Source organism: Methylobacterium sp. C1, from assembly GCF_001854385.1.
In the GTDB taxonomy this organism is placed as follows: Bacteria; Pseudomonadota; Alphaproteobacteria; order Rhizobiales; family Beijerinckiaceae; genus Methylobacterium; species Methylobacterium radiotolerans.
On the sequence record NZ_CP017640.1, the window covers coordinates 836,283 to 853,656 of the forward strand.

20 protein-coding genes, 1 tRNA gene and 1 pseudogene are annotated in these 17,374 nt (G+C 72.7%); 13 read left to right on the plus strand and 9 right to left on the minus strand.

Going from position 1 to position 17,374, the window contains the following annotated elements; all coding sequences use genetic code 11:
- Positions 1-831, minus strand: a complete 831-nt coding sequence (map, locus tag BKE41_RS03850) for a type I methionyl aminopeptidase (RefSeq protein ID WP_024831058.1) — start codon at positions 829-831, stop codon at positions 1-3.
- A 197-nt stretch (positions 832-1,028) separates the two neighbouring features.
- Between map and BKE41_RS03855 the strand changes: the two genes are divergently transcribed.
- The 5 genes from BKE41_RS03855 (at position 1,029) to BKE41_RS03870 (ending at position 3,171) form a co-directional block, all read left to right on the plus strand.
- Positions 1,029-1,286 (plus strand): zinc-finger domain-containing protein, encoded by a 258-nt coding sequence (locus BKE41_RS03855; protein ID WP_024831057.1) that lies wholly within the window; start codon positions 1,029-1,031, stop codon positions 1,284-1,286.
- 12 nt (positions 1,287-1,298) lie between these two features.
- Complete coding sequence (locus BKE41_RS03860; RefSeq protein ID WP_024831056.1) at positions 1,299-2,492, plus strand: FAD-dependent monooxygenase; 1,194 nt, start codon at positions 1,299-1,301, stop codon at positions 2,490-2,492.
- A gap of 33 nt (positions 2,493-2,525) precedes the next feature.
- A tRNA-Leu gene (locus BKE41_RS03865) sits at positions 2,526-2,612 on the plus strand.
- A 43-nt stretch (positions 2,613-2,655) separates the two neighbouring features.
- Entirely contained in the window at positions 2,656-2,820 is a 165-nt protein-coding gene (locus BKE41_RS31035) for a hypothetical protein (protein WP_012317596.1), read from the plus strand.
- A 102-nt stretch (positions 2,821-2,922) separates the two neighbouring features.
- Positions 2,923-3,171 (plus strand): flagellar protein, encoded by a 249-nt coding sequence (locus tag BKE41_RS03870; RefSeq protein WP_070998556.1) that lies wholly within the window; start codon positions 2,923-2,925, stop codon positions 3,169-3,171.
- Here BKE41_RS03870 and BKE41_RS03875 read toward each other — a convergent pair.
- The 4 genes from BKE41_RS03875 to BKE41_RS03890 all read right to left on the minus strand — a co-directional run bounded on the left by BKE41_RS03875 (position 3,161) and on the right by BKE41_RS03890 (position 5,468).
- A complete protein-coding gene (locus BKE41_RS03875; RefSeq protein WP_012317598.1) occupies positions 3,161-3,859 on the minus strand; it encodes a YoaK family protein in 699 nt (232 codons plus the stop codon). The genes BKE41_RS03870 and BKE41_RS03875 overlap by 11 nt on opposite strands.
- 111 nt (positions 3,860-3,970) lie before the next feature.
- A complete protein-coding gene (locus BKE41_RS03880; protein ID WP_029361406.1) occupies positions 3,971-4,342 on the minus strand; it encodes a hypothetical protein in 372 nt (123 codons plus the stop codon).
- Between the two features lie 106 nt (positions 4,343-4,448).
- Positions 4,449-4,682, minus strand: coding sequence for a hypothetical protein (locus BKE41_RS03885; protein WP_012317600.1), 234 nt, complete (start codon positions 4,680-4,682; stop codon positions 4,449-4,451).
- A gap of 150 nt (positions 4,683-4,832) precedes the next feature.
- Positions 4,833-5,468 (minus strand): 4-carboxymuconolactone decarboxylase, encoded by a 636-nt coding sequence (locus tag BKE41_RS03890; RefSeq protein WP_053620242.1) that lies wholly within the window; start codon positions 5,466-5,468, stop codon positions 4,833-4,835.
- Positions 5,469-5,652: 184 nt separating this feature from the next.
- Here BKE41_RS03890 and hrpB point away from each other — a divergent pair.
- The 8 genes and pseudogenes from hrpB to BKE41_RS03925 all read left to right on the plus strand — a co-directional run.
- A pseudogene (hrpB, locus tag BKE41_RS31945) lies at positions 5,653-6,945 on the plus strand (ATP-dependent helicase HrpB); the annotation flags it as partial.
- 1 nt (position 6,946) lies between these two features.
- The gene (locus BKE41_RS31950) at positions 6,947-8,116 is read left to right on the plus strand and encodes an ATP-dependent helicase C-terminal domain-containing protein (RefSeq protein ID WP_245295896.1); all 1,170 of its coding nucleotides are present in this window, start codon (positions 6,947-6,949) and stop codon (positions 8,114-8,116) included.
- Between the two features lie 41 nt (positions 8,117-8,157).
- Complete coding sequence (locus BKE41_RS03900) at positions 8,158-8,583, plus strand: PaaI family thioesterase (RefSeq protein ID WP_012317603.1); 426 nt, start codon at positions 8,158-8,160, stop codon at positions 8,581-8,583.
- A gap of 73 nt (positions 8,584-8,656) precedes the next feature.
- The gene (locus tag BKE41_RS03905) at positions 8,657-9,880 is read left to right on the plus strand and encodes an SMP-30/gluconolactonase/LRE family protein (protein WP_070998558.1); all 1,224 of its coding nucleotides are present in this window, start codon (positions 8,657-8,659) and stop codon (positions 9,878-9,880) included.
- A 90-nt stretch (positions 9,881-9,970) separates the two neighbouring features.
- Positions 9,971-10,555 (plus strand): DUF1285 domain-containing protein, encoded by a 585-nt coding sequence (locus BKE41_RS03910; protein ID WP_012317605.1) that lies wholly within the window; start codon positions 9,971-9,973, stop codon positions 10,553-10,555.
- On the plus strand, positions 10,552-11,223 hold the full coding sequence (locus tag BKE41_RS03915; RefSeq protein WP_024831053.1) for a CoA pyrophosphatase: 672 nt from the start codon (positions 10,552-10,554) through the stop codon (positions 11,221-11,223). The genes BKE41_RS03910 and BKE41_RS03915 overlap by 4 nt, the downstream gene beginning before the upstream one ends.
- Before the next feature lie 9 nt (positions 11,224-11,232).
- A complete protein-coding gene (locus BKE41_RS03920; RefSeq protein ID WP_012317607.1) occupies positions 11,233-11,490 on the plus strand; it encodes a DUF6111 family protein in 258 nt (85 codons plus the stop codon).
- On the plus strand, positions 11,487-12,725 hold the full coding sequence (locus BKE41_RS03925; protein WP_024831052.1) for a CCA tRNA nucleotidyltransferase: 1,239 nt from the start codon (positions 11,487-11,489) through the stop codon (positions 12,723-12,725). The genes BKE41_RS03920 and BKE41_RS03925 overlap by 4 nt, the downstream gene beginning before the upstream one ends.
- A 6-nt stretch (positions 12,726-12,731) precedes the next feature.
- On the opposite strand, the gene BKE41_RS03930 is transcribed toward BKE41_RS03925, so the two are convergent.
- The 4 genes from BKE41_RS03930 to atpA all read right to left on the minus strand — a co-directional run bounded on the left by BKE41_RS03930 (position 12,732) and on the right by atpA (position 17,329).
- Positions 12,732-13,133 (minus strand): F0F1 ATP synthase subunit epsilon, encoded by a 402-nt coding sequence (locus BKE41_RS03930; protein ID WP_012317609.1) that lies wholly within the window; start codon positions 13,131-13,133, stop codon positions 12,732-12,734.
- A 141-nt stretch (positions 13,134-13,274) separates the two neighbouring features.
- Positions 13,275-14,729: a F0F1 ATP synthase subunit beta gene (atpD, locus tag BKE41_RS03935; RefSeq protein WP_012317610.1), complete on the minus strand. Its 1,455-nt coding sequence runs from the start codon at positions 14,727-14,729 to the stop codon at positions 13,275-13,277.
- Between the two features lie 42 nt (positions 14,730-14,771).
- Complete coding sequence (locus BKE41_RS03940; protein WP_012317611.1) at positions 14,772-15,662, minus strand: F0F1 ATP synthase subunit gamma; 891 nt, start codon at positions 15,660-15,662, stop codon at positions 14,772-14,774.
- Positions 15,663-15,796: 134 nt separating this feature from the next.
- Positions 15,797-17,329: a F0F1 ATP synthase subunit alpha gene (gene atpA, locus BKE41_RS03945; protein WP_012317612.1), complete on the minus strand. Its 1,533-nt coding sequence runs from the start codon at positions 17,327-17,329 to the stop codon at positions 15,797-15,799.
- Positions 17,330-17,374: the final 45 nt, after the last annotated feature.

Consider the following 17,374-nt stretch of genomic DNA (forward strand, 5'->3'; position numbering starts at 1 on the left):
TCAGGCGGCCGGGTTGACGGGCTGATGCAGCCCCTTCGGCGAGATCGTGAAGATCTCGACGCCGGTCTCGGTGACGCCGACCGTGTGCTCGAACTGGGCGGAGAGCGAGCGGTCGCGGGTCACGGCGGTCCAGCCGTCGCCCAGGACCTTCACGGCGGGCCGGCCGAGATTGATCATCGGCTCGATCGTGAAGAACTGTCCGGGCTTGAACGGCACGTCGTAGCTGGCCTCGACGTAGTGCAGGATCGTGGGCGCGTCGTGGTAGGTGCGCCCGAGGCCGTGGCCGCAGAAGTCGCGCACCACCGAGCAGCGCTCGCCCTCGGCGTAGGACTGGATCGCCCGGCCGATATCGTTGGTCGAGCCGCCGGGCTTCACGGCGGCGACGCCGCGCATCAGCGCCTCGTAGGTGATCTCGCACAGGCGCTGGGCCTTGCGGGGCACCTCGCCGACATAGGCCATCCGGCTCGAATCGCCGTGCCAGCCGTCGAGGATCAGGCAGATGTCGAGGTTGACGATGTCGCCCTCGCGCAGCGGCTTGTCGTTGGGGATGCCGTGGCAGACCACGTGGTTGATCGAGGTGCAGATCGACTTCGGGTAGCCGCGGTAGAGGAGCGAGGCCGGATAGGCGCCGTGATCCATCGCGAAGGTGTAGGCGAGCTTGTCGAGTTCCTCGGTGGTGACGCCGGGCTGCGTCGCCTCCATCAGCAGGTCGAGGGCCTCGGCGGTGAGCCGCCCTGCGCGGCGCATGCCCTCGAATCCCTCGGGACCGTGGATCGGCGGTTCCGGGGCGCGGCGCGCACCCTGCGCACTGGCCTGTTCCTGCTGCATGATCGGGACTTTTTTCGCGGCGGCGTCAATCGGGCTCCGCCTTATGTACGGCGCGGGGCGCGGGAGTCCAAGCCGCATCGGTCACCGGTCGGGCGAGGCTTGCGCCGGTCGCGGGGCTGGCGGCATAAGCGGCCGCGAGACGCCCGGGTGCGCGCAGGCAGATTCGCCGCGCGGTCGGTCGCGGGGCAGGCGAGGGCCGGATGGCAGGCAAGGCGGTACCGCACTTCCACAACGAGCCGGGCGTGCCGGTGATCACCGTGGGCGTTAAGGAGTTCATGTGCATCGGCGCGCTGCCGCCGTTCGACCACCCGCACGTGTTCCTCGACATGGGCGCCGACAGCGAGATCATCTGCCAGTACTGCTCGACGCTCTACCGGTACAGGGCCGGCCTGAAGGCCGATCAGGCGGAGCCGCAGGCCTGCGTGTGGCGGGACGACGCCAAGGTCGCGGCGGAGTAGGCGCCGCCGACCGTGCCCTCTGGCAGTCCATCTCTGCGGATCGGGATCGTCGGGGCCGGGATCGGCGGCCTGACGGCGGCGCTGGCTCTGTCGGATGCCGGCCACGCCGTCACGGTGATCGAGCGCCGGACCGGCTTCAGCGAGGTCGGGGCCGGGATCCAGATCTCGCCCAACGCGAGCCGGATCCTGGCCGGGCTCGGGCTCTCGGCGGCCCTGCGTCGGGCGGCGAGCGAGCCGCCCGCCGTCGAGGTGCGCGCCCTCGACAGCGGCCGCCGCATCGGCGGCGTGGCGCTCGGCGCGCAGGCGCTGAGCCGGTTCGGCGCGCCCTACTACGTGATCCACCGCGCCGACCTGCAGACGCTGCTGCTCGACGCGCTCCGGAGTCGCTCGACGATCCGCCTGCTGATGGGCCGCACCGTCACGGCCGTGTCCCGGACGGCCTCGGAGGCCGTCCTCACCGTCGAGGGCGCGAGCGGGGCCCAGCCGGCCGCCTTCGACCTCGTGATCGGCGCGGACGGGCTGCGGTCGCGCCTGCGCGCGCATCTCGATCCGGCCCCGCTCCGGCCCGGACAGGCCGCGGCGTGGCGGGCGCTGATCCCCATGGAGGCGGCCCCGCAGGCGCTGCGCGGTGCCGCCACCGGCCTGTGGCTCGGCCGCGGCCGGCACGTGGTGCATTACCCGGTGCGGGACGGGCAGTTCCTCAACGTGGTGGCGGTCGTGCCCGAAGCTGTGGGCGACGAGGGCTGGGGCCGGCTCGGCGAGCCGGCCGTGCTGCGCGGGCATCTGCGCGGCTGCGCCGCGTCGCTGCGCGACCTCCTGAGCCTGCCGGATTCCTGGCTGGTCTGGTCGCTCGCCGACCGGGCCGTGGCGCGCCCGCTCGCCCGCGACCGGCTCGCGCTGATCGGCGATGCCGCCCACCCGGTGCTGCCCTACCTGGCGCAGGGAGCGGCCCTGGCGATCGAGGACGCCGCGGTCCTGACCCGTGCCCTCGCGGACCACGCCGACGTGCCGGCCGCGCTCGTGGCGTTCTCGGGCGCGCGGACCGCCCGGGTGCGGCGGGTCCAGAAGGCGGCGCGGAGCAACGGCCGGACTTACCACGCCGGCGGCGTGGTGGCGTTCGTGCGCAACGCCGTGATGGCCCGCCTCGGCCCGGACGGCATGCGGGACCGCTACGCGTGGCTGTACGGCTGGACGCCCCCCGCTTGATCGGACCCGCCGCCCCCGCTACCGAGGGCGCATGCGGACGTGGCGGAACCGGTAGACGCACGAGACTTAAAATCTTGCGGCCGCAAGGCCGTGCGGGTTCGAGTCCCGCCGTCCGCACCAGCACGCATCGCGACGCCGGACCGGGGCTCCGGAGGGGAATGGCGTGGTCTACGTGCTAATCATCATGCTGGCCGGCTCGGGCTCGGCGATCGGGTCCGTGGAGTTCAACACCCGGCAGGCCTGCGAGGCCGCCGCGAAGCAGATCGCGGACGCCGAACGGCCCTATGGCGGCGCCTCCCCGGTCACCGTGTGCGCGCCGAAGGGGTGAGCGCCGGGCGGTCCGGAATGCGCGGGATCGGTCGCATTCGAGCGATCGCCGAAACCGGCTCTTCGCGCCTCCCTGCCAGGGTCAGGCCCGGGAGATTCCGGCATGATCGACGCCCTTCAGACCGCCGCGACCGGCATGACCCGGGCCACCGATCGGCTCGGGAAGGCCGCCGAGACCATCGCGGCGAGCGGCGCGCCCGTCGGCGACGCGGTCCTGCCGCCGGCCGCGCAGGTGGACCTGTCGGGGGCCGCGCTGGACCTGATCGGGTCGCGGTCGGCCTTCGCGCTGAACGCCGCGGTGGCGCGCTCCGCCGACCGCATGATGGGTCAGCTCCTCGACGTCACCGCCTGAGGGCGGGGAGGGCGAGACCGGCCAGGATCGCGGCCGCCGCGAAGAGCAGCGTCACGCCGACGAGGCGGTAGGCCACGACCCCCACCACGCCGCCCGCCAGGAAGGCGCCCACGGTCGAGAGGTACAGCCGCAGCCGCACCGGATCGTGGGCCTTCAGCGGGTCGGCGCCCGGCGCGCCGCGATCGAGCCAGCGCGCGAGCTCGATGCCGATATCGGTGATCATGCCGGTCACGTGCGTGGTCCGGACCCGCGACTCGGAGATCTTGGTCACGGCCGCGTTCTGGAGACCGAGGACGAAGCTCAGGCCGAGCACGAGGGCGTGGCTCCGTGCCGGCTCGTGGAGCGGCAGCACGAGCAGGCCGACGGCGACGAGGAGGATCGCCTCCGCGCAGACTCCGTAGGCGTAGGCGCCCGGACGGCGCCCGCGGCGGCGGCGGCGGATCAGCAGCGTCGCGGTGGCGGCGCCGAGGACGAACAGGATGACGAGCAGGCCCGCCTGCAAGGCCAGCAGAAGGTCACCCGTGCCGGTCCGGTCGGAGATGGCCGAGACGTTCCCGGTCATGTTCGAGGCGTAGAGGCCCACGGCGTAGAAGCCGGCGGTGTTCAACGCGCCGGCCACCCCGGCGAGGGAGAGGGCGAGCGCCCTGTCGGCCTCCGGGGTGCGCGTCTCGCCTTCGTGGACCAGCATGGACCCGTCGATGACCCGTCGGTGGGTGCGGACCGCCGGATTCGGCCGGCGCCGCCACCGTCTTAAGCCACGCGCCCGGGCCCCGTCACGGCGCCCGGCGCAACCCCCGGCTCACCAGCCGCGATAGCCGTAGCCACCCTCGTATTCGCCGCGCCAGTGGCGGGCCGGGCCGTAGCCGACCGGGACCCGCTCGTAGGTCACGGTCCGGCGGGTGGCGTAGACCGGCGCCTCCTCCTCGTAGACGCGGTAGACTGGGGCCGGCCGCACGACCACGGGGGCCGGGGCGTAGCCGTAATCCGCGTCGCCGTAACCGTAGCTGGGCGCCGCGTGGGCCTGGGTCGCGGCGCCGATCAGGGCGCCGGCCGCGAGGCCGCCGATGATGCCGGCCGCGATGGCGCCGCCGCCGCGGGCCTCGGCGGCGGTGGAGGCCAGGGTGCCCGCGCCGATCAGCGCGGCGGCCGAGAGCAGAGCGATGCGTGTCATGACCTGTCTCCAGAGGAAGCACGAAGCGCCTGGGCGCCCCGGATCACACGAGGGACAATGCCGCGCCCGCGCTGCACCGAAGCTGAAGCCGGCCTGCAGCCACGGTTCAGCTTGTCGGCCCGGCCTCCGGATCGGGGGCGGTCCGGACGTAGCCGCGGGAGATCAGGCGGCTGCGCTCGCGCGTGCGCCGCTCCGCCTCCATCAGGTCGGACAGGGCGTCGGCGATCGCGCAGCGCAGGGCGATCCCGGCATCGCCGCCCGCGAAGCCGAGATAGGCGGAGCTGATCGCCTCGACGGGGCATACGTGATCGTCGCGCTGGGCCAGGACCTGGGTCAGCATCGGGTTCTCCTTCGTCGCGTCCGGGAACGAAAAGAGAACAAGCCATAAGGGTTAACGTTCCGTCAACGGCGGCCGGGCCGGCCGCGCTCGACCGGCCAAACCCTGTGGACAACGCCGTTTCCGGTGCCGGGCAGCTGTGGATAAGCCGGCTTACTCGGGCATGCGCGGCAGCGGCTTGCCGTCGGCGGGAATCGGGTAGCGGGCCGCGTTCAGCTCCATCGCCAGGAACGTGTAGTAGCCCGAGATCGCCGCCAGATCGACGACGCCGGGCTTGCCGAACCGGGCCTCGGCGCGCGCGAAGGTCGCGTCGGAGACGCGCCTCGTGTCTTGGAGCTCGGCGGTGAAATCGTACACGAGGGTCTCGTCGTCGCTCATCTTGGCCGGCCGGCGGCCGTCGCGGATCGCCGCGATGATGTCGGCGGAGATGCCGGCCTTCTCGGCGATCGGCGCGTGGACGTACCACTCGTAGTCCTGCGTCCAGCGGCGGGCGGTCATCAGGATCACCAGTTCCGAGAGCGTAGTGCCGATCTTCGGCTTGAAGCGGAGATAGTCGCCCATCGACCGGGCGAGCGTCATCACCTCCGGCGAGTACATGAGCGGCTCGAACGGCCCGAAGGGCGGCTTGCCGCGTGCCTGCGCGAAGGCCTCGGCCGCCTGCTTCTGCTCGGGCGTGTAGTCCTGGGGCGGGATGGTCGGCAGCCGGTCCTGCGCCCGCGCCGCGCCGGTCGCCAGCGGCAGGGCCAGGGAGAGGGCGGCCAGGGTCAGCGCGCGGCGGCGGAGGGTCATCGTTTCGCTCCCGTCGGATCTGTGCAGTCGCGCCGCACGATCGCGGCGGCGCCGCGCAGTTGCCAGAGCTCGGGACGGGGAGCCCGTGTCGAATCGTGCCCGGCGTCACGGGACGCCGGACGCGGCGCCGACCCGGGTTCGCGCCGGTTGCGCTCGGCGCCGCGCCGCGCCATCAGCGGCCGCGATGGCCGGTCCCGCACCCGTGCTGCCGATCGAGGCGGCGCTCCCCGATCTGCGCCGCGCGCTCGCCGCGCGGAACGCCGCCGTCCTGGTGGCGCCCCCGGGCGCCGGCAAGACGACCCGCGTGCCCCTCGACCTCCTGGCGGCGCCCTGGCTCGACGGGCGCAAGATCATCCTGCTGGAGCCGCGCCGCCTCGCGGCCCGGGCCGCCGCCGCGCGGATGGCCCAGACGCTGGGCGAGCCGGTCGGCGGCACGGTCGGCCTGCGCGTCCGCCTCGGCTCGAAGATCTCGGGCCGCACGCGGATCGAGGTCGTCACCGAGGGCGTCTTCACCCGGATGATCCTGGACGATCCGGAGCTGTCCGGAATCGGCGCCGTCCTGTTCGACGAGTTCCACGAGCGTTCCCTCGACGCCGATCTCGGCCTCGCGCTGGCGCTCGACGCGCAGGGCGGCCTGCGGGAGGACCTGCGGATCCTCGTCATGTCGGCGACCCTCGACGGCGCCCGGGTCGCGCGGCTGATGGGCGACGCCCCGGTGGTCGCCTCCGAGGGCCGCGCCTTCCCGGTGGAGACCCGGTACGTGGAGCGCGACCCGAACCGGCGGGTCGAGGACTCGGTCGCCGAGGTCACCTTGCGCGCCCTGCGGGCGGATCCGGGCTCGATCCTGGTGTTCCTGCCCGGACAGGCGGAGATCCGCCGGACCACCGACCTGCTGGCCGAGACGGTCGGGCCCGACGTGCAGCTCGCGCCGCTCTACGGCGCGCTGACGCCCGCCGAGCAGGACCGCGCCGTCGCGCCGGCATCCGCCGGCACGCGGAAGGTCGTCCTCGCGACCAGCATCGCCGAGACCTCCCTGACCATCGAGGGCGTCCGGATCGTGGTCGATTCGGGGCTGGCGCGGGTCCCGGTCTACGAGCCGGGCCTCGGCCTGACCCGTCTGGTCACGGCCCGCGCCTCTCGCGCTTCCGTGGACCAGCGCCGGGGCCGTGCCGGACGCACCGAGCCCGGCCTCTGCTGGCGGCTCTGGTCCGAGGCCGGCACGAACGCCCTGGAGCCGTTCACGCGGCCCGAGATCCTGTCGGCCGACCTCGCCGGGCTGCTCCTCGACTGCGCCGCCTGGGGCGTGACCGACCCCGGCGCGCTCGCCTTCCTCGACCCGCCCCCGGCGCCCGCCCTGGCGGAGGCCCGCGCCCTGCTGAGCGAGCTGGGCGCGCTCGACGCCGACGGCCGCCTGACGCCGGTCGGCGCGCGCGCTGCGGGCGCTGCCGCGCGCCGCGCGGCTCGCCCGGATGGTGACGGTGCGGCGCGGCACCGGTCAGGCCCGGGCGCCGCCGACCTCGCCGCCGTGCTGGTGGACGGGCCTCGGGGGCGACGGGGTCGACCTCGACGAGCGGGTCGAGCGGTTCCGCCGCGACCGGGGCGGGCGCGCCGCCGACATGCGCCGGCTCGCCGAGAGCTGGGCCCGGATCGCCGGGGCGGGAGGTCCCGCGAGCCCGGACGCCGGCCCCTCCGGCGCCGGGCCGCTCCTGGCGCTCGCCTATCCGGACCGCGTGGCCCGGGCGCGCGGCCGCGAGGGCGAGTTCGTGATGGCGAGCGGCCGGGCCGGGCGCCTCGACCCGGCGAGCCCGCTCGCCCGCGAGACCCATCTGGTGATCGCCGACCTCGCCGGATCGGCCGGGAACGCCCGGATCCTCGCCGCGGCGGCGATCGGCGCCGAGGCGATCGAACGGCTGTTCGCCGACCGGATCGAGTCGCGCACCGAGATCGCCTTCGATCCGCCGGCAGCCGCCCTGCGGGCGCGGGCGGTCCGGCGACTCGGCGCGGTCAGTCTCGGATCACGGCCGCTGCCGGTGCCGTCAGACATGGACAGCGCCGCGATTCTGGCGCGCGGCATCGCCGATCTCGGGATCGACCGGCTTCCGTGGACGCCGGCCCTGGCGCAGTGGCGAGCCCGGGTGAACTTCCTCCGCGCCGCCGAGGGCGCTGCCTGGCCCGACCTGTCGGACCAGGCGCTGGCCCGGACGGCGGAGACGTGGCTGGCGCCGTCCATCGTGGGTCGCGCCGGCCTGGCGTCGGTCACGGCGGGCGATCTGGCGGACGCTCTCCAGGCGCTGCTGCCCTGGGACCTGCGCGCTCGGCTCGACGCGGAGGCGCCGACCCATGTCGAGGTGCCGACCGGCTCGCGCATCCCCGTGGATTACACGGCCGAGGAACCGGCGCTGGCGGTCCGGGTGCAGGAGCTGTTCGGCCTCGACCGGCACCCGCGGGCCGGTGGCCGGCCGCTGGTCTTGCACCTGCTGTCGCCGGCGCAGCGGCCGATCCAGATCACCCGGGACCTGCCGGGCTTCTGGCGCGGCTCCTGGGCGGCGGTGCGGTCCGAGATGCGCGGGCGCTACCCGCGCCATCCCTGGCCGGAGGATCCGCTCAGCGAGGCGCCGACCCGGCGGGCCAAGCCCCGGGGAACCTGACATCCGCCCACCGAAACCTCGACACGAACGGACCCGACGCGATGACTACGGATAAGGATGCCTACGATCCCGCCGCCGAGGGCTGGGCGCTGGTGGAGGACAAGGGCTTCATCGCCCATGTCGGGCCGCTGCACGTCCGCGGCGCGGACGGCGCCTACGCGTTCCGGGCCGATCAGAAGCACGCCAACCTGATCGGCGTCGTCCACGGCGGCATGCTGATGAGCTTCGCCGACCGGGCTCTCGGCGAGACCGCGATGCGCGCCGCCGAAGGCGCCAACTGCGTGACGATCCAGCTGGAGATGAAGTTCATCGATGTCGGCCGCCTCGGCGACTGGATCGAGATCCGGCCGCAGGTCGTCAAGCGCACCGGCTCCCTCGTGTTCATGCGCGGCGACGTCCGCGACGGCACCCGTCTCCTCGCCTCGGCGGACGGCGTCTGGAAGATCCTGCGGCGCCGGCCCAGTTGACCGGCTCAGGACAGGTGTCCTAGCCTGCCGGCGCGCGCCGCGGCCCGTTGCAGGATGCGCGGGGGAGGATCGTATGCGACCGTCGCGGACCGATGCATCCGGGATCGCGGCCGAGCGCGGCCGTGTCCCGCCCTCCCGGCGCACGGTCCTCGCGGCCCTGGGAACACTCGCCGTCACGGCCGGCGACGCGGCGGCGCAGCCCGCGCCGCCCAGCACGGTGACGAGCCCGCCGCGCGACTTCCGCCCGGGAGCGCCGCCGACCACCTACTTCACCGATCCGGACATCGTCACGGTCGACCCGGCCTTCGAGCCCTACATCGTGCCGAACAGCGCCATCCGCCGGCTCTGGACCGGCGCCCTCTGGGCGGAGGGACCGGCCTGGAACGCCGTCGGCCGCTACCTCGTCTGGAGCGACATCCCGAACAACCGACAGATGCGCTGGCTGGAGGAGGACGGGCACGTCTCGACCTTCCGCATGCCGAGCAACAATTCCAACGGCAACAGCTTCGATCGCCAGGGGCGGCAGCTCACCTGCGAGCATGCCACCGGGCGCGTCGTCCGCTACGAGCTCGACGGCTCGGCGACGGTCCTGGCCGATTCGTTCGACGGGAAGCCGCTCAACTCCCCCAACGACGTGGTCCAGCACCCGGACGGCGCGTACTGGTTCTCCGATCCGCCCTACGGCGCGCTCCTCTACGAGGGCCTCCCCGACGCGGCGGGCGGTCCGAGCAACCCGCACGGCCATCTCGATCCGCGGCTCGGCCAGCCGGCCGGGACCGGCCCGCGGCGCCGCGTGCTGCCGAACGCGGTCTACCGGATCGACCCGTCCGGGCGGGTCGACCGGATTCTCACCGACGACGAGGTGCCCGACCCCAACGGCCTGTGCTTCTCGCCCGATCACCGGACGCTCTACGTCTGCTCCACCGGGAAGGGGCCCGGCGATACCGGACCCGGCGGCAAGGGCGAGATCTACGCCTTCGACGTCGGGACCGGGGCGGCGCTGTCGAACAAGCGCCTGTTCTCGGACTGCGTCGTGGACGGGGTGAAATGCGGGCCCGACGGCCTGCGGGCCGACGTCGACGGCAATCTCTGGGTGTCGAGCAACGCCGGTCGTGCCGTGGGCTACAACGGCGTCACCGTCTGGACACCGCGGGGCAAGCTCATCGGGCGGATCCGCCTGCCGGAAGTGTGCGGGAATCTCACCTTCGGCGGTCCCAAGCGCAACCGCCTGTTCATGGCGGCGAGCCAGTCGCTCTACGCCGTGACGGTGAACACCCAGGGTGCCGGTCCGGCCTAGGATCCCGCCCCTGCGGTCCGGCAAGGGAGCGGCGCCGATCCTCCGGTCGGCCATGGCTGAGCGGGCATCGGGACGCTATCTGTCACGGGCATGAGCGAGGATCCCGCCCCCGACCCGACCTTGAGCCGCCTCAGCGCGGCCCTGGGGGAGCTGCCGAAGCGCGGACTGCCGCCGGTGGAGCGGTGGGACCCGCCCTATTGCGGCGCCATCGACATCCGCATCGCGGCGGACGGGACGTGGTTCCACAACGGCTCGCCGATCCGCCGGGACAAGCTGGTCAGGCTGTTCGCCAGCATCCTGCGGCGCGAGCCGGACGGCCGGACCGTCCTGGTCACGCCGGTGGAGAGCGTCGGCATCACCGTGGACGACGCGGCCTTCGTGGCCGTCGAGATGGCGGTGGACGGGAGCGGGGCGGAGCGGCGCGTCTCCTTCCGGACCAACGTCGACGATCTGGTCAGCGTCGATGCCGAGCACGCCCTTCGCTTCGAGGCGGCACCGGACGGGGCGCTGAAGCCCTACCTCCATGTCCGCCGCGGGCTGTGGGCGCTCGTGACCCGGGCGCTCACCTACGACCTCGTGGATCTCGCCGAGGAGCGCGTCGTCGACGGGAAGCCCTGGCTCGGCCTGTGGGCCGGCGGCGCCTTCCACACGATCGCGCCGGTCGCCGCCGCGTGAGCGACCCGCTCGCCGATTTCCTCGCCCGCGCCGCCGCCGGCCTGTCGCCGGCTCCGCCCGGGCCGGACGATCCGACCTCCAATCCGCGAGGCGACCACAGCCTCGATCCGGACGGGACGGCCGTGATCCCGCCGCCGCCGCACCGCCGAGCCGCCGTCCTCGTGCCGGTCGTGCCGCGCGCGGACGGGCCGACCCTGATCCTGACGATGCGGGCCGCCAACCTGCGCGACCATTCCGGGCAGGTGGCGCTGCCGGGGGGCAAGATCGATCCCGCCGATCCCGGGCCCGCGGACGCGGCCCTGCGCGAGGCGTTCGAGGAGATCGGGCTTCCGCCCGAGTCGGTGCGGCTCCTCGGCTATCTCGACCCGTACCTCTCGGGCACCGGCTTCCTCGTGACCCCGGTCATCGGCTTGGTCGATCCCGGCGCGGTCCTGACGCCGAACCCGAACGAGGTGGCCGACGTCTTCGAGGTGCCGCTCGCGTTCCTCTTGGACCCGGAACGCTACCGCCTGCGCTCCCGCGCGTGGCAGGGCCGCGAGCGCTGGTTCTACGCCCTGACCTTCGGCGAGCGGCTGATCTGGGGCGTCACCGCCGGAATCCTGAATAATCTGCGCGAACGGCTCTACCCGGAGGCCGGGCCGGGCGACGCCGGGCGCCCGGCGCGTTAGGCTGGCCCCATGCTCCGCCGCGTCCTCGAAGAGTTCGGCCTCTTCCTCGTCCCCTTCGCGCTGTTCCTGGTCTACCTGCTGCTGTCCGGCCGCAATCCCCTGCGGCGGGTCCACTGGGACGCCCACCTGTTCCGCCTCGTCCTGGCCGGGCTGGCGGTGGTGATCGGCACCCTCGTCTACGAGGGGCTGTTCTCCGAACGCCGCCAGGGGGGCTACGTGCCGACCCACATGGAGAACGGCCGCCTCGTGCCCGGCGGCTTCCGGTGAGCCGCGCCCTCGATCCGGCGGGCCTGAGCGCGCTGCTCGAACGCCCGGGGGTGCGCCGCGTCCTCGCCGCCCTGGACGCGCCGGGCGCGGAGACCCGGCTGGTCGGCGGCTGCGTCCGCGACGCGCTCCTCGGCGCGCAGACCGCCGACATCGACATGGCGACCACGCACCGGCCCGAGGCGGTGATGCGGGCGGCGCAGCGGGCGCACGGCCTCAAGGCGGTGCCGACCGGCATCGAGCACGGCACCGTCACCCTGGTGACCGAGGACGGGCCGATCGAGGTCACGACCCTGCGCGAGGACGTCGAGACCGACGGGCGGCACGCGGTCGTCCGCTTCGGCACCGACTTCCTGCGCGACGCCGAGCGCCGGGACTTCACCGTCAACGCGCTCTCCCTCGGCGCCGACGGGAGCCTGCACGACCCGGTGGGCGGCCGCCCCGACCTCGCGGCCGGGCGGGTGCGCTTCATCGGTGACCCGGCGACACGGATCCGCGAGGACGCGCTGCGGATCCTGCGCTTCTTCCGCTTCCATGCCCGGTTCGGTGCCGGCGCGCCCGACGCCGCGGCCCTGGCTGCCTGCGTGGCCGCGCGGGACAGCCTCGACCGGCTCTCGCGCGAGCGCGTGCGCGCGGAGTTCCTGAAGCTGCTGGCGGCCCCCGGCGGCCCGGCACTAATGACGACGCTGAGCGCGACCGGCCTGCTGGCGCGGATCACCGGCGGCGTCGGGGAACTCGGACGGCTCGCGCGCGCCGCCGCGGCGGGCCTGCCCCCGGTGAAGCGCCTCGCGGCTCTCGCCGTCGGCGCCCGGCACGATGCCGACCGGCTGCGCGAGCGGCTGCGTCTCTCGAAGAGCGAGCACGGACACCTCCTCGGCTACGCCGAGGTGCTGGCCGATCTCCACGGATGCGCGGCGCTGGACGCCGTCGCGGCGCGGGCCCTGGCGGCGCGGTACGGCCTGTCGCCCTTGGCCGACACGCTGGCGATCCTGGCCGGGGAGCCGCGGCCCGTCGTGACGGAGGCGGCGCGGGCGGCCCTGCGGGCCCTGGAGGGGGAGGGGGCGTCGCCCGCCTTCCCCCTGGCGGGTGCGGACCTGGTGGCGGCCGGGGTGGCGCCGGGCCCCGGCATCGGGCGCGGGCTGGCCGCGGCGCGGAAAGTCTGGCTGGAGCGGGGCTGCCCGACGGACGCCGCCGCGCGGGCCGACCTGCTGGCGCGGGCGCTGGAGAGCGCCCGCTGACCGGGATCAGAGCTTGAGGAGCGCCTTGGTCTCCTGGAGCTGGACGATCTGGCCGTTCAGCTCCTCGCGCTTCTGCAGGTCCTCGGTGGCGTCGCGCTGCATCTCGACCGCCTCGATGTCCCGGTCGAGGGATTCGTGGGTCAGCTCCTCGATCGGGGCTGCGCGCTCGGCCAGCACGGTCACGGCCGTCGGCCCGATATCGGCGAAGCCGCCGCGGACGTAGATCCGCTTGCCGCTGCCCTGGCTCTCGGTGATCACGATGACGCCGACGCGCAGGGAGGTCAGCACGGGCGCGTGGCCCGGCATCACGGTCATCTCGCCCTCGGTGCCGGGCAGCTGAACGGCGGTCACCTCGCCGGAATACAGCGTCCGCTCGGGGCCGACGAAATCGAAGTGGAAGGTGGCCATGGCCTGACGTGTTCCCGGATCGGCGGCGCGCGCCCCGCCTCGCGGGCGGAGCGTCTCGGAAAAGGCTGCGCGGACGGCACCGGTCAGGGTCGCCCGCGCAGCCTCTGCCCCCTTCCCGCGCGGGGAAGGGGTGGTGTCGTCTTACGCGGCCTTGAGCTTCTTGGCCTTCTCCTGGGCCTCCTCGATGGTGCCGACCATGTAGAAGGCGGCCTCCGGGAGGTCGTCGTAGTCGCCGTTCACCAGGCCCTTGAAGCCCTTGATGGTGTCTTCCAGCGCCACCTGCTTGCCCGGCGAGCCGGTGAAGACCTCGGCGACGGAGAAGGGCTGCGAGAAGAAGCGCTCGATCTTGCGGGCGCGGGCGACGGTCAGCTTATCCTCCTCGGACAGCTCGTCCATGCCCAGAATCGCGATGATGTCCTGGAGCGCCTTGTAGCGCTGCAGGGTCTGCTGGACGCGGCGGGCGACGTCGTAGTGCTCCTCGCCGAGGATCGCCGGCGACAGCATGCGCGAGGTCGAGTCCAGCGGATCCACCGCCGGGTAGATGCCCTTCTCGGCGATCGAGCGCGACAGCACGGTCGTGGCGTCGAGGTGGGCGAAGGAGGCGGCGGGCGCCGGGTCGGTCAGGTCGTCGGCCGGCACGTAGATGGCCTGCACCGAGGTGATCGAGCCCTTGGTCGTGGTGGTGATGCGCTCCTGGAGGGCGCCCATGTCGGTGGCGAGGGTCGGCTGGTAGCCCACCGCCGAGGGGATGCGGCCGAGGAGCGCCGACACCTCGGAGCCCGCCTGCGTGAAGCGGAAGATGTTGTCGACGAAGAACAGCACGTCCTGGCCGTCGTCGCGGAACTGCTCGGCGATGGTCAGGCCGGTCAGGGCGACGCGCGAGCGAGCGCCGGGCGACTCGTTCATCTGGCCGTAGACCAGGGCGCACTTCGAGCCCTCGGCGGAGCCGTGCTCCTTCGGGTCGACGTTCACCTTGGACTCGATCATCTCGTGGTAGAGGTCGTTGCCCTCGCGGGTGCGCTCACCCACGCCGGCGAAGACCGAGTAGCCCGAGTGCACCTTCGCGATGTTGTTGATCAGCTCCATGATCAGCACGGTCTTGCCGACGCCGGCGCCGCCGAACAGGCCGATCTTGCCGCCCTTGGCGTAGGGGGCGAGCAGGTCCACCACCTTGATGCCGGTGACGAGGATCTGCGCCTCGGTCGACTGCTCGGCGTAGGAGGGGGCCGGCTGGTGGATGGCGCGGTAGGTGGTGGCCTGGACCGGGCCGGCCTCGTCGATCGGCTCGCCGATGACGTTCATGATGCGGCCGAGGGTGTTCATGCCGACGGGAACCTTGATCGGCTCGCCGGTGTCGGTGCACTCCTGGCCGCGGGTCAGGCCCTCCGACGTGTCCATGGCGATGCAGCGGACGGTGTTCTCGCCGAGCTGCTGGGCGACCTCGAGGACGAGGCGGGCGCCGTTGTTCTTGGTCTCCAGGGCGTTCAGGATCTCGGGCAGGTGGCCCTCGAACTGCACGTCGACCACGGGGCCGATGACCTGGGTGATCTTGCCGACCTTGTTGGAGCCGGTGCCGGGGAGTGCGGTGTTCGCCATGGTAAACCTACCCTTCAAGCTGTGCGGTCGGGTCGCGGTGCCTCAGAGGGCTTCCGCGCCCGAGATGATCTCGATGAGTTCCTTGGTGATCATGGCCTGACGGGTCCGGTTGTAGACCAGCGTCTGCTTCTTGATCATCTCGCCCGCGTTGCGGGTGGCCGAGTCCATGGCGCTCATGCGGGCGCCCTGCTCGGAGGCGGCGTTCTCCAGGAGCGCCCGGTAGATCTGCACCGTCAGGTTCTTCGGCAGCAGGGTCTCCAGGATCGCCTCCTCGGACGGCTCGAATTCCAGGGCGGCGTTGCCGGCAGCCGCCTTCGCGGTCGTGTCGGCAGCGGGCAGCTCCGCCGGGATCAGGCGCTGGGCGGTCGGGATCTGCGAGATCACCGAGCGGAACTCGGAGTAGAACAGGGTCGCGACGTCGAACTCGCCGGCCTCGAAGCGCGTCAGGATCTTGTCGGCGATGCTGGCGGCGAACTCGTAATCCACCGGCCGGTTGCCGCGGATATCCATGCTCTCGACGATCTGGTCGCGGTACTGGCGGCGCAGCGCGTCGAGGCCCTTCTTGCCCACCGTCATGATCTTGACGGTCTTGCCCTCGGCGGCGAGCTTCTGAGCGTATTCGCGCACCGCGAGGCGGACGATCGACGAGTTGAACGCGCCGGCGAGGCCGCGGTCACCGGTGCAGACCACCAGCAGGTGCGTCTGCTCCGAGCCGGTGCCGGAGAGAAGCTTCGGGGCGCCGACGCCGCCGACGAGGTTGCCGGCGAGGTTGCCGAGCACCGCGGACATCTTCTCGGCGTAGGGACGGCCGGCCTCGGCGGCCATCTGCGCCCGGCGCAGCTTGGCGGCGGCGACCATCTGCATGGCCTTGGTGATCTTCTGCGTCGCCTTCACCGAGGTGATGCGGTTGCGCAGGTCCTTCAAACTCGCCATCGGGTGAGGTCCAGGTCCGTTCTATGGGCCTCTCCTTCCCTCGGCGGGAAGGAGCCGGAAGTGCGGGCGGTGCAGCGGGGACCGGGATCCCCCCGCACCACCCGAGATCCCTCCCCGCGGGGAGGGGCCTCACATCAGCCGATCGACTTGGCGACGCTCTCGACGACGCTCTTGAGCTTGCCGGCGTTCTCGTCCGACAGGTCCTTGGAGGCGGCGATCGAGTCGAGCAGGTCCTTGTGCTTGGAGCGCAGGGTGCTCAGCAGCGAGTCCTCGAAGGCGCGGACCTTGGTCACCGGGAGCTTGTCCAGGTAGCCGTTCACGCCGGCGTAGATCACCGCGACCTGCTCCTCCATCTTCAGCGGCGAGAACTGCGGCTGCTTGAGGAGCTCGGTGAGGCGGGAGCCGCGGTTCAGCAGCGCCTGAGTCGAGGCGTCGAGATCCGAGCCGAACTGCGCGAAGGCCGCCATCTCGCGGTACTGCGCGAGCTCGCCCTTGATCTTGCCGGCGACCTTCTTCATCGCCTTGGTCTGGGCCGAGGAGCCCACCCGCGACACCGAGAGGCCGACGTTCACCGCCGGGCGCACGCCCTGGTAGAACAGGTCGGTCTCGAGGAAGATCTGGCCGTCGGTGATGGAGATCACGTTCGTCGGAATGTAGGCCGAGACGTCGTTGGCCTGAGTCTCGATGACCGGCAGGGCCGTCAGCGAGCCGGCGCCGGCGGCGTCGCCCATCTTGGCGGCGCGCTCCAGCAGGCGGCTGTGGAGGTAGAACACGTCGCCCGGATAGGCCTCGCGGCCCGGCGGGCGGCGCAGCAGGAGCGACATCTGGCGGTAGGCCACGGCCTGCTTGGACAGGTCGTCGTACACGATCACGGCGTGCATGCCGTTGTCGCGGAAGTACTCGCCCATGGCGCAGCCGGCGAAGGGCGCGATGAACTGCATCGGCGCGGCGTCCGACGCGGTGGCGGCGATGACGATGGAGTATTCCAGGGCGCCCTGGTCCTCCAGCACCTTCACGAACTGGGCCACCGTCGAGCGCTTCTGGCCGATGGCGACGTAGATGCAGTAGAGCTTGGCCTTCTCGTCACCGCCGGCGGTGTGGCCCGGCTTCTGGTTGAGGATCGTGTCGAGGGCGATGGCGGTCTTGCCGGTCTGGCGATCGCCGATGATCAGCTCGCGCTGGCCGCGGCCCACCGGGATCAGGGCGTCGATCGCCTTGAGGCCCGTGGCCATCGGCTCGTGCACCGACTTGCGCGGGATGATGCCCGGGGCCTTCACGTCGACGCGGCGACGCTCGGTGGACTGGATCGGTCCCTTGCCGTCGATCGGGTTGCCGAGGGCGTCGACGACGCGGCCGAGGAGCCCCTTGCCGACCGGCACGTCCACGATGGCGCCGGTGCGCTTGACGGTCTGACCTTCCTTGATCTCGCGGTCGGAGCCGAAGATCACGATGCCGACGTTGTCCTGCTCGAGGTTCAGGGCCATGCCGCGCACGCCCGACTCGAACTCGACCATCTCGCCGGCCTGGACGTTGTCGAGGCCGTAGGCGCGGGCGATGCCGTCGCCGACGGACAGGACCTGCCCGACCTCGGAGACCTCGGCCTCTTCGCCGAAGTTCTTGATCTGGTCTTTCAGGATCGCGGAGATCTCGGCGGCGCGGATGTCCATACTCGGGCCTCTGTCGCTGATGCGTCTATGCGTGTTCGGTTCGGA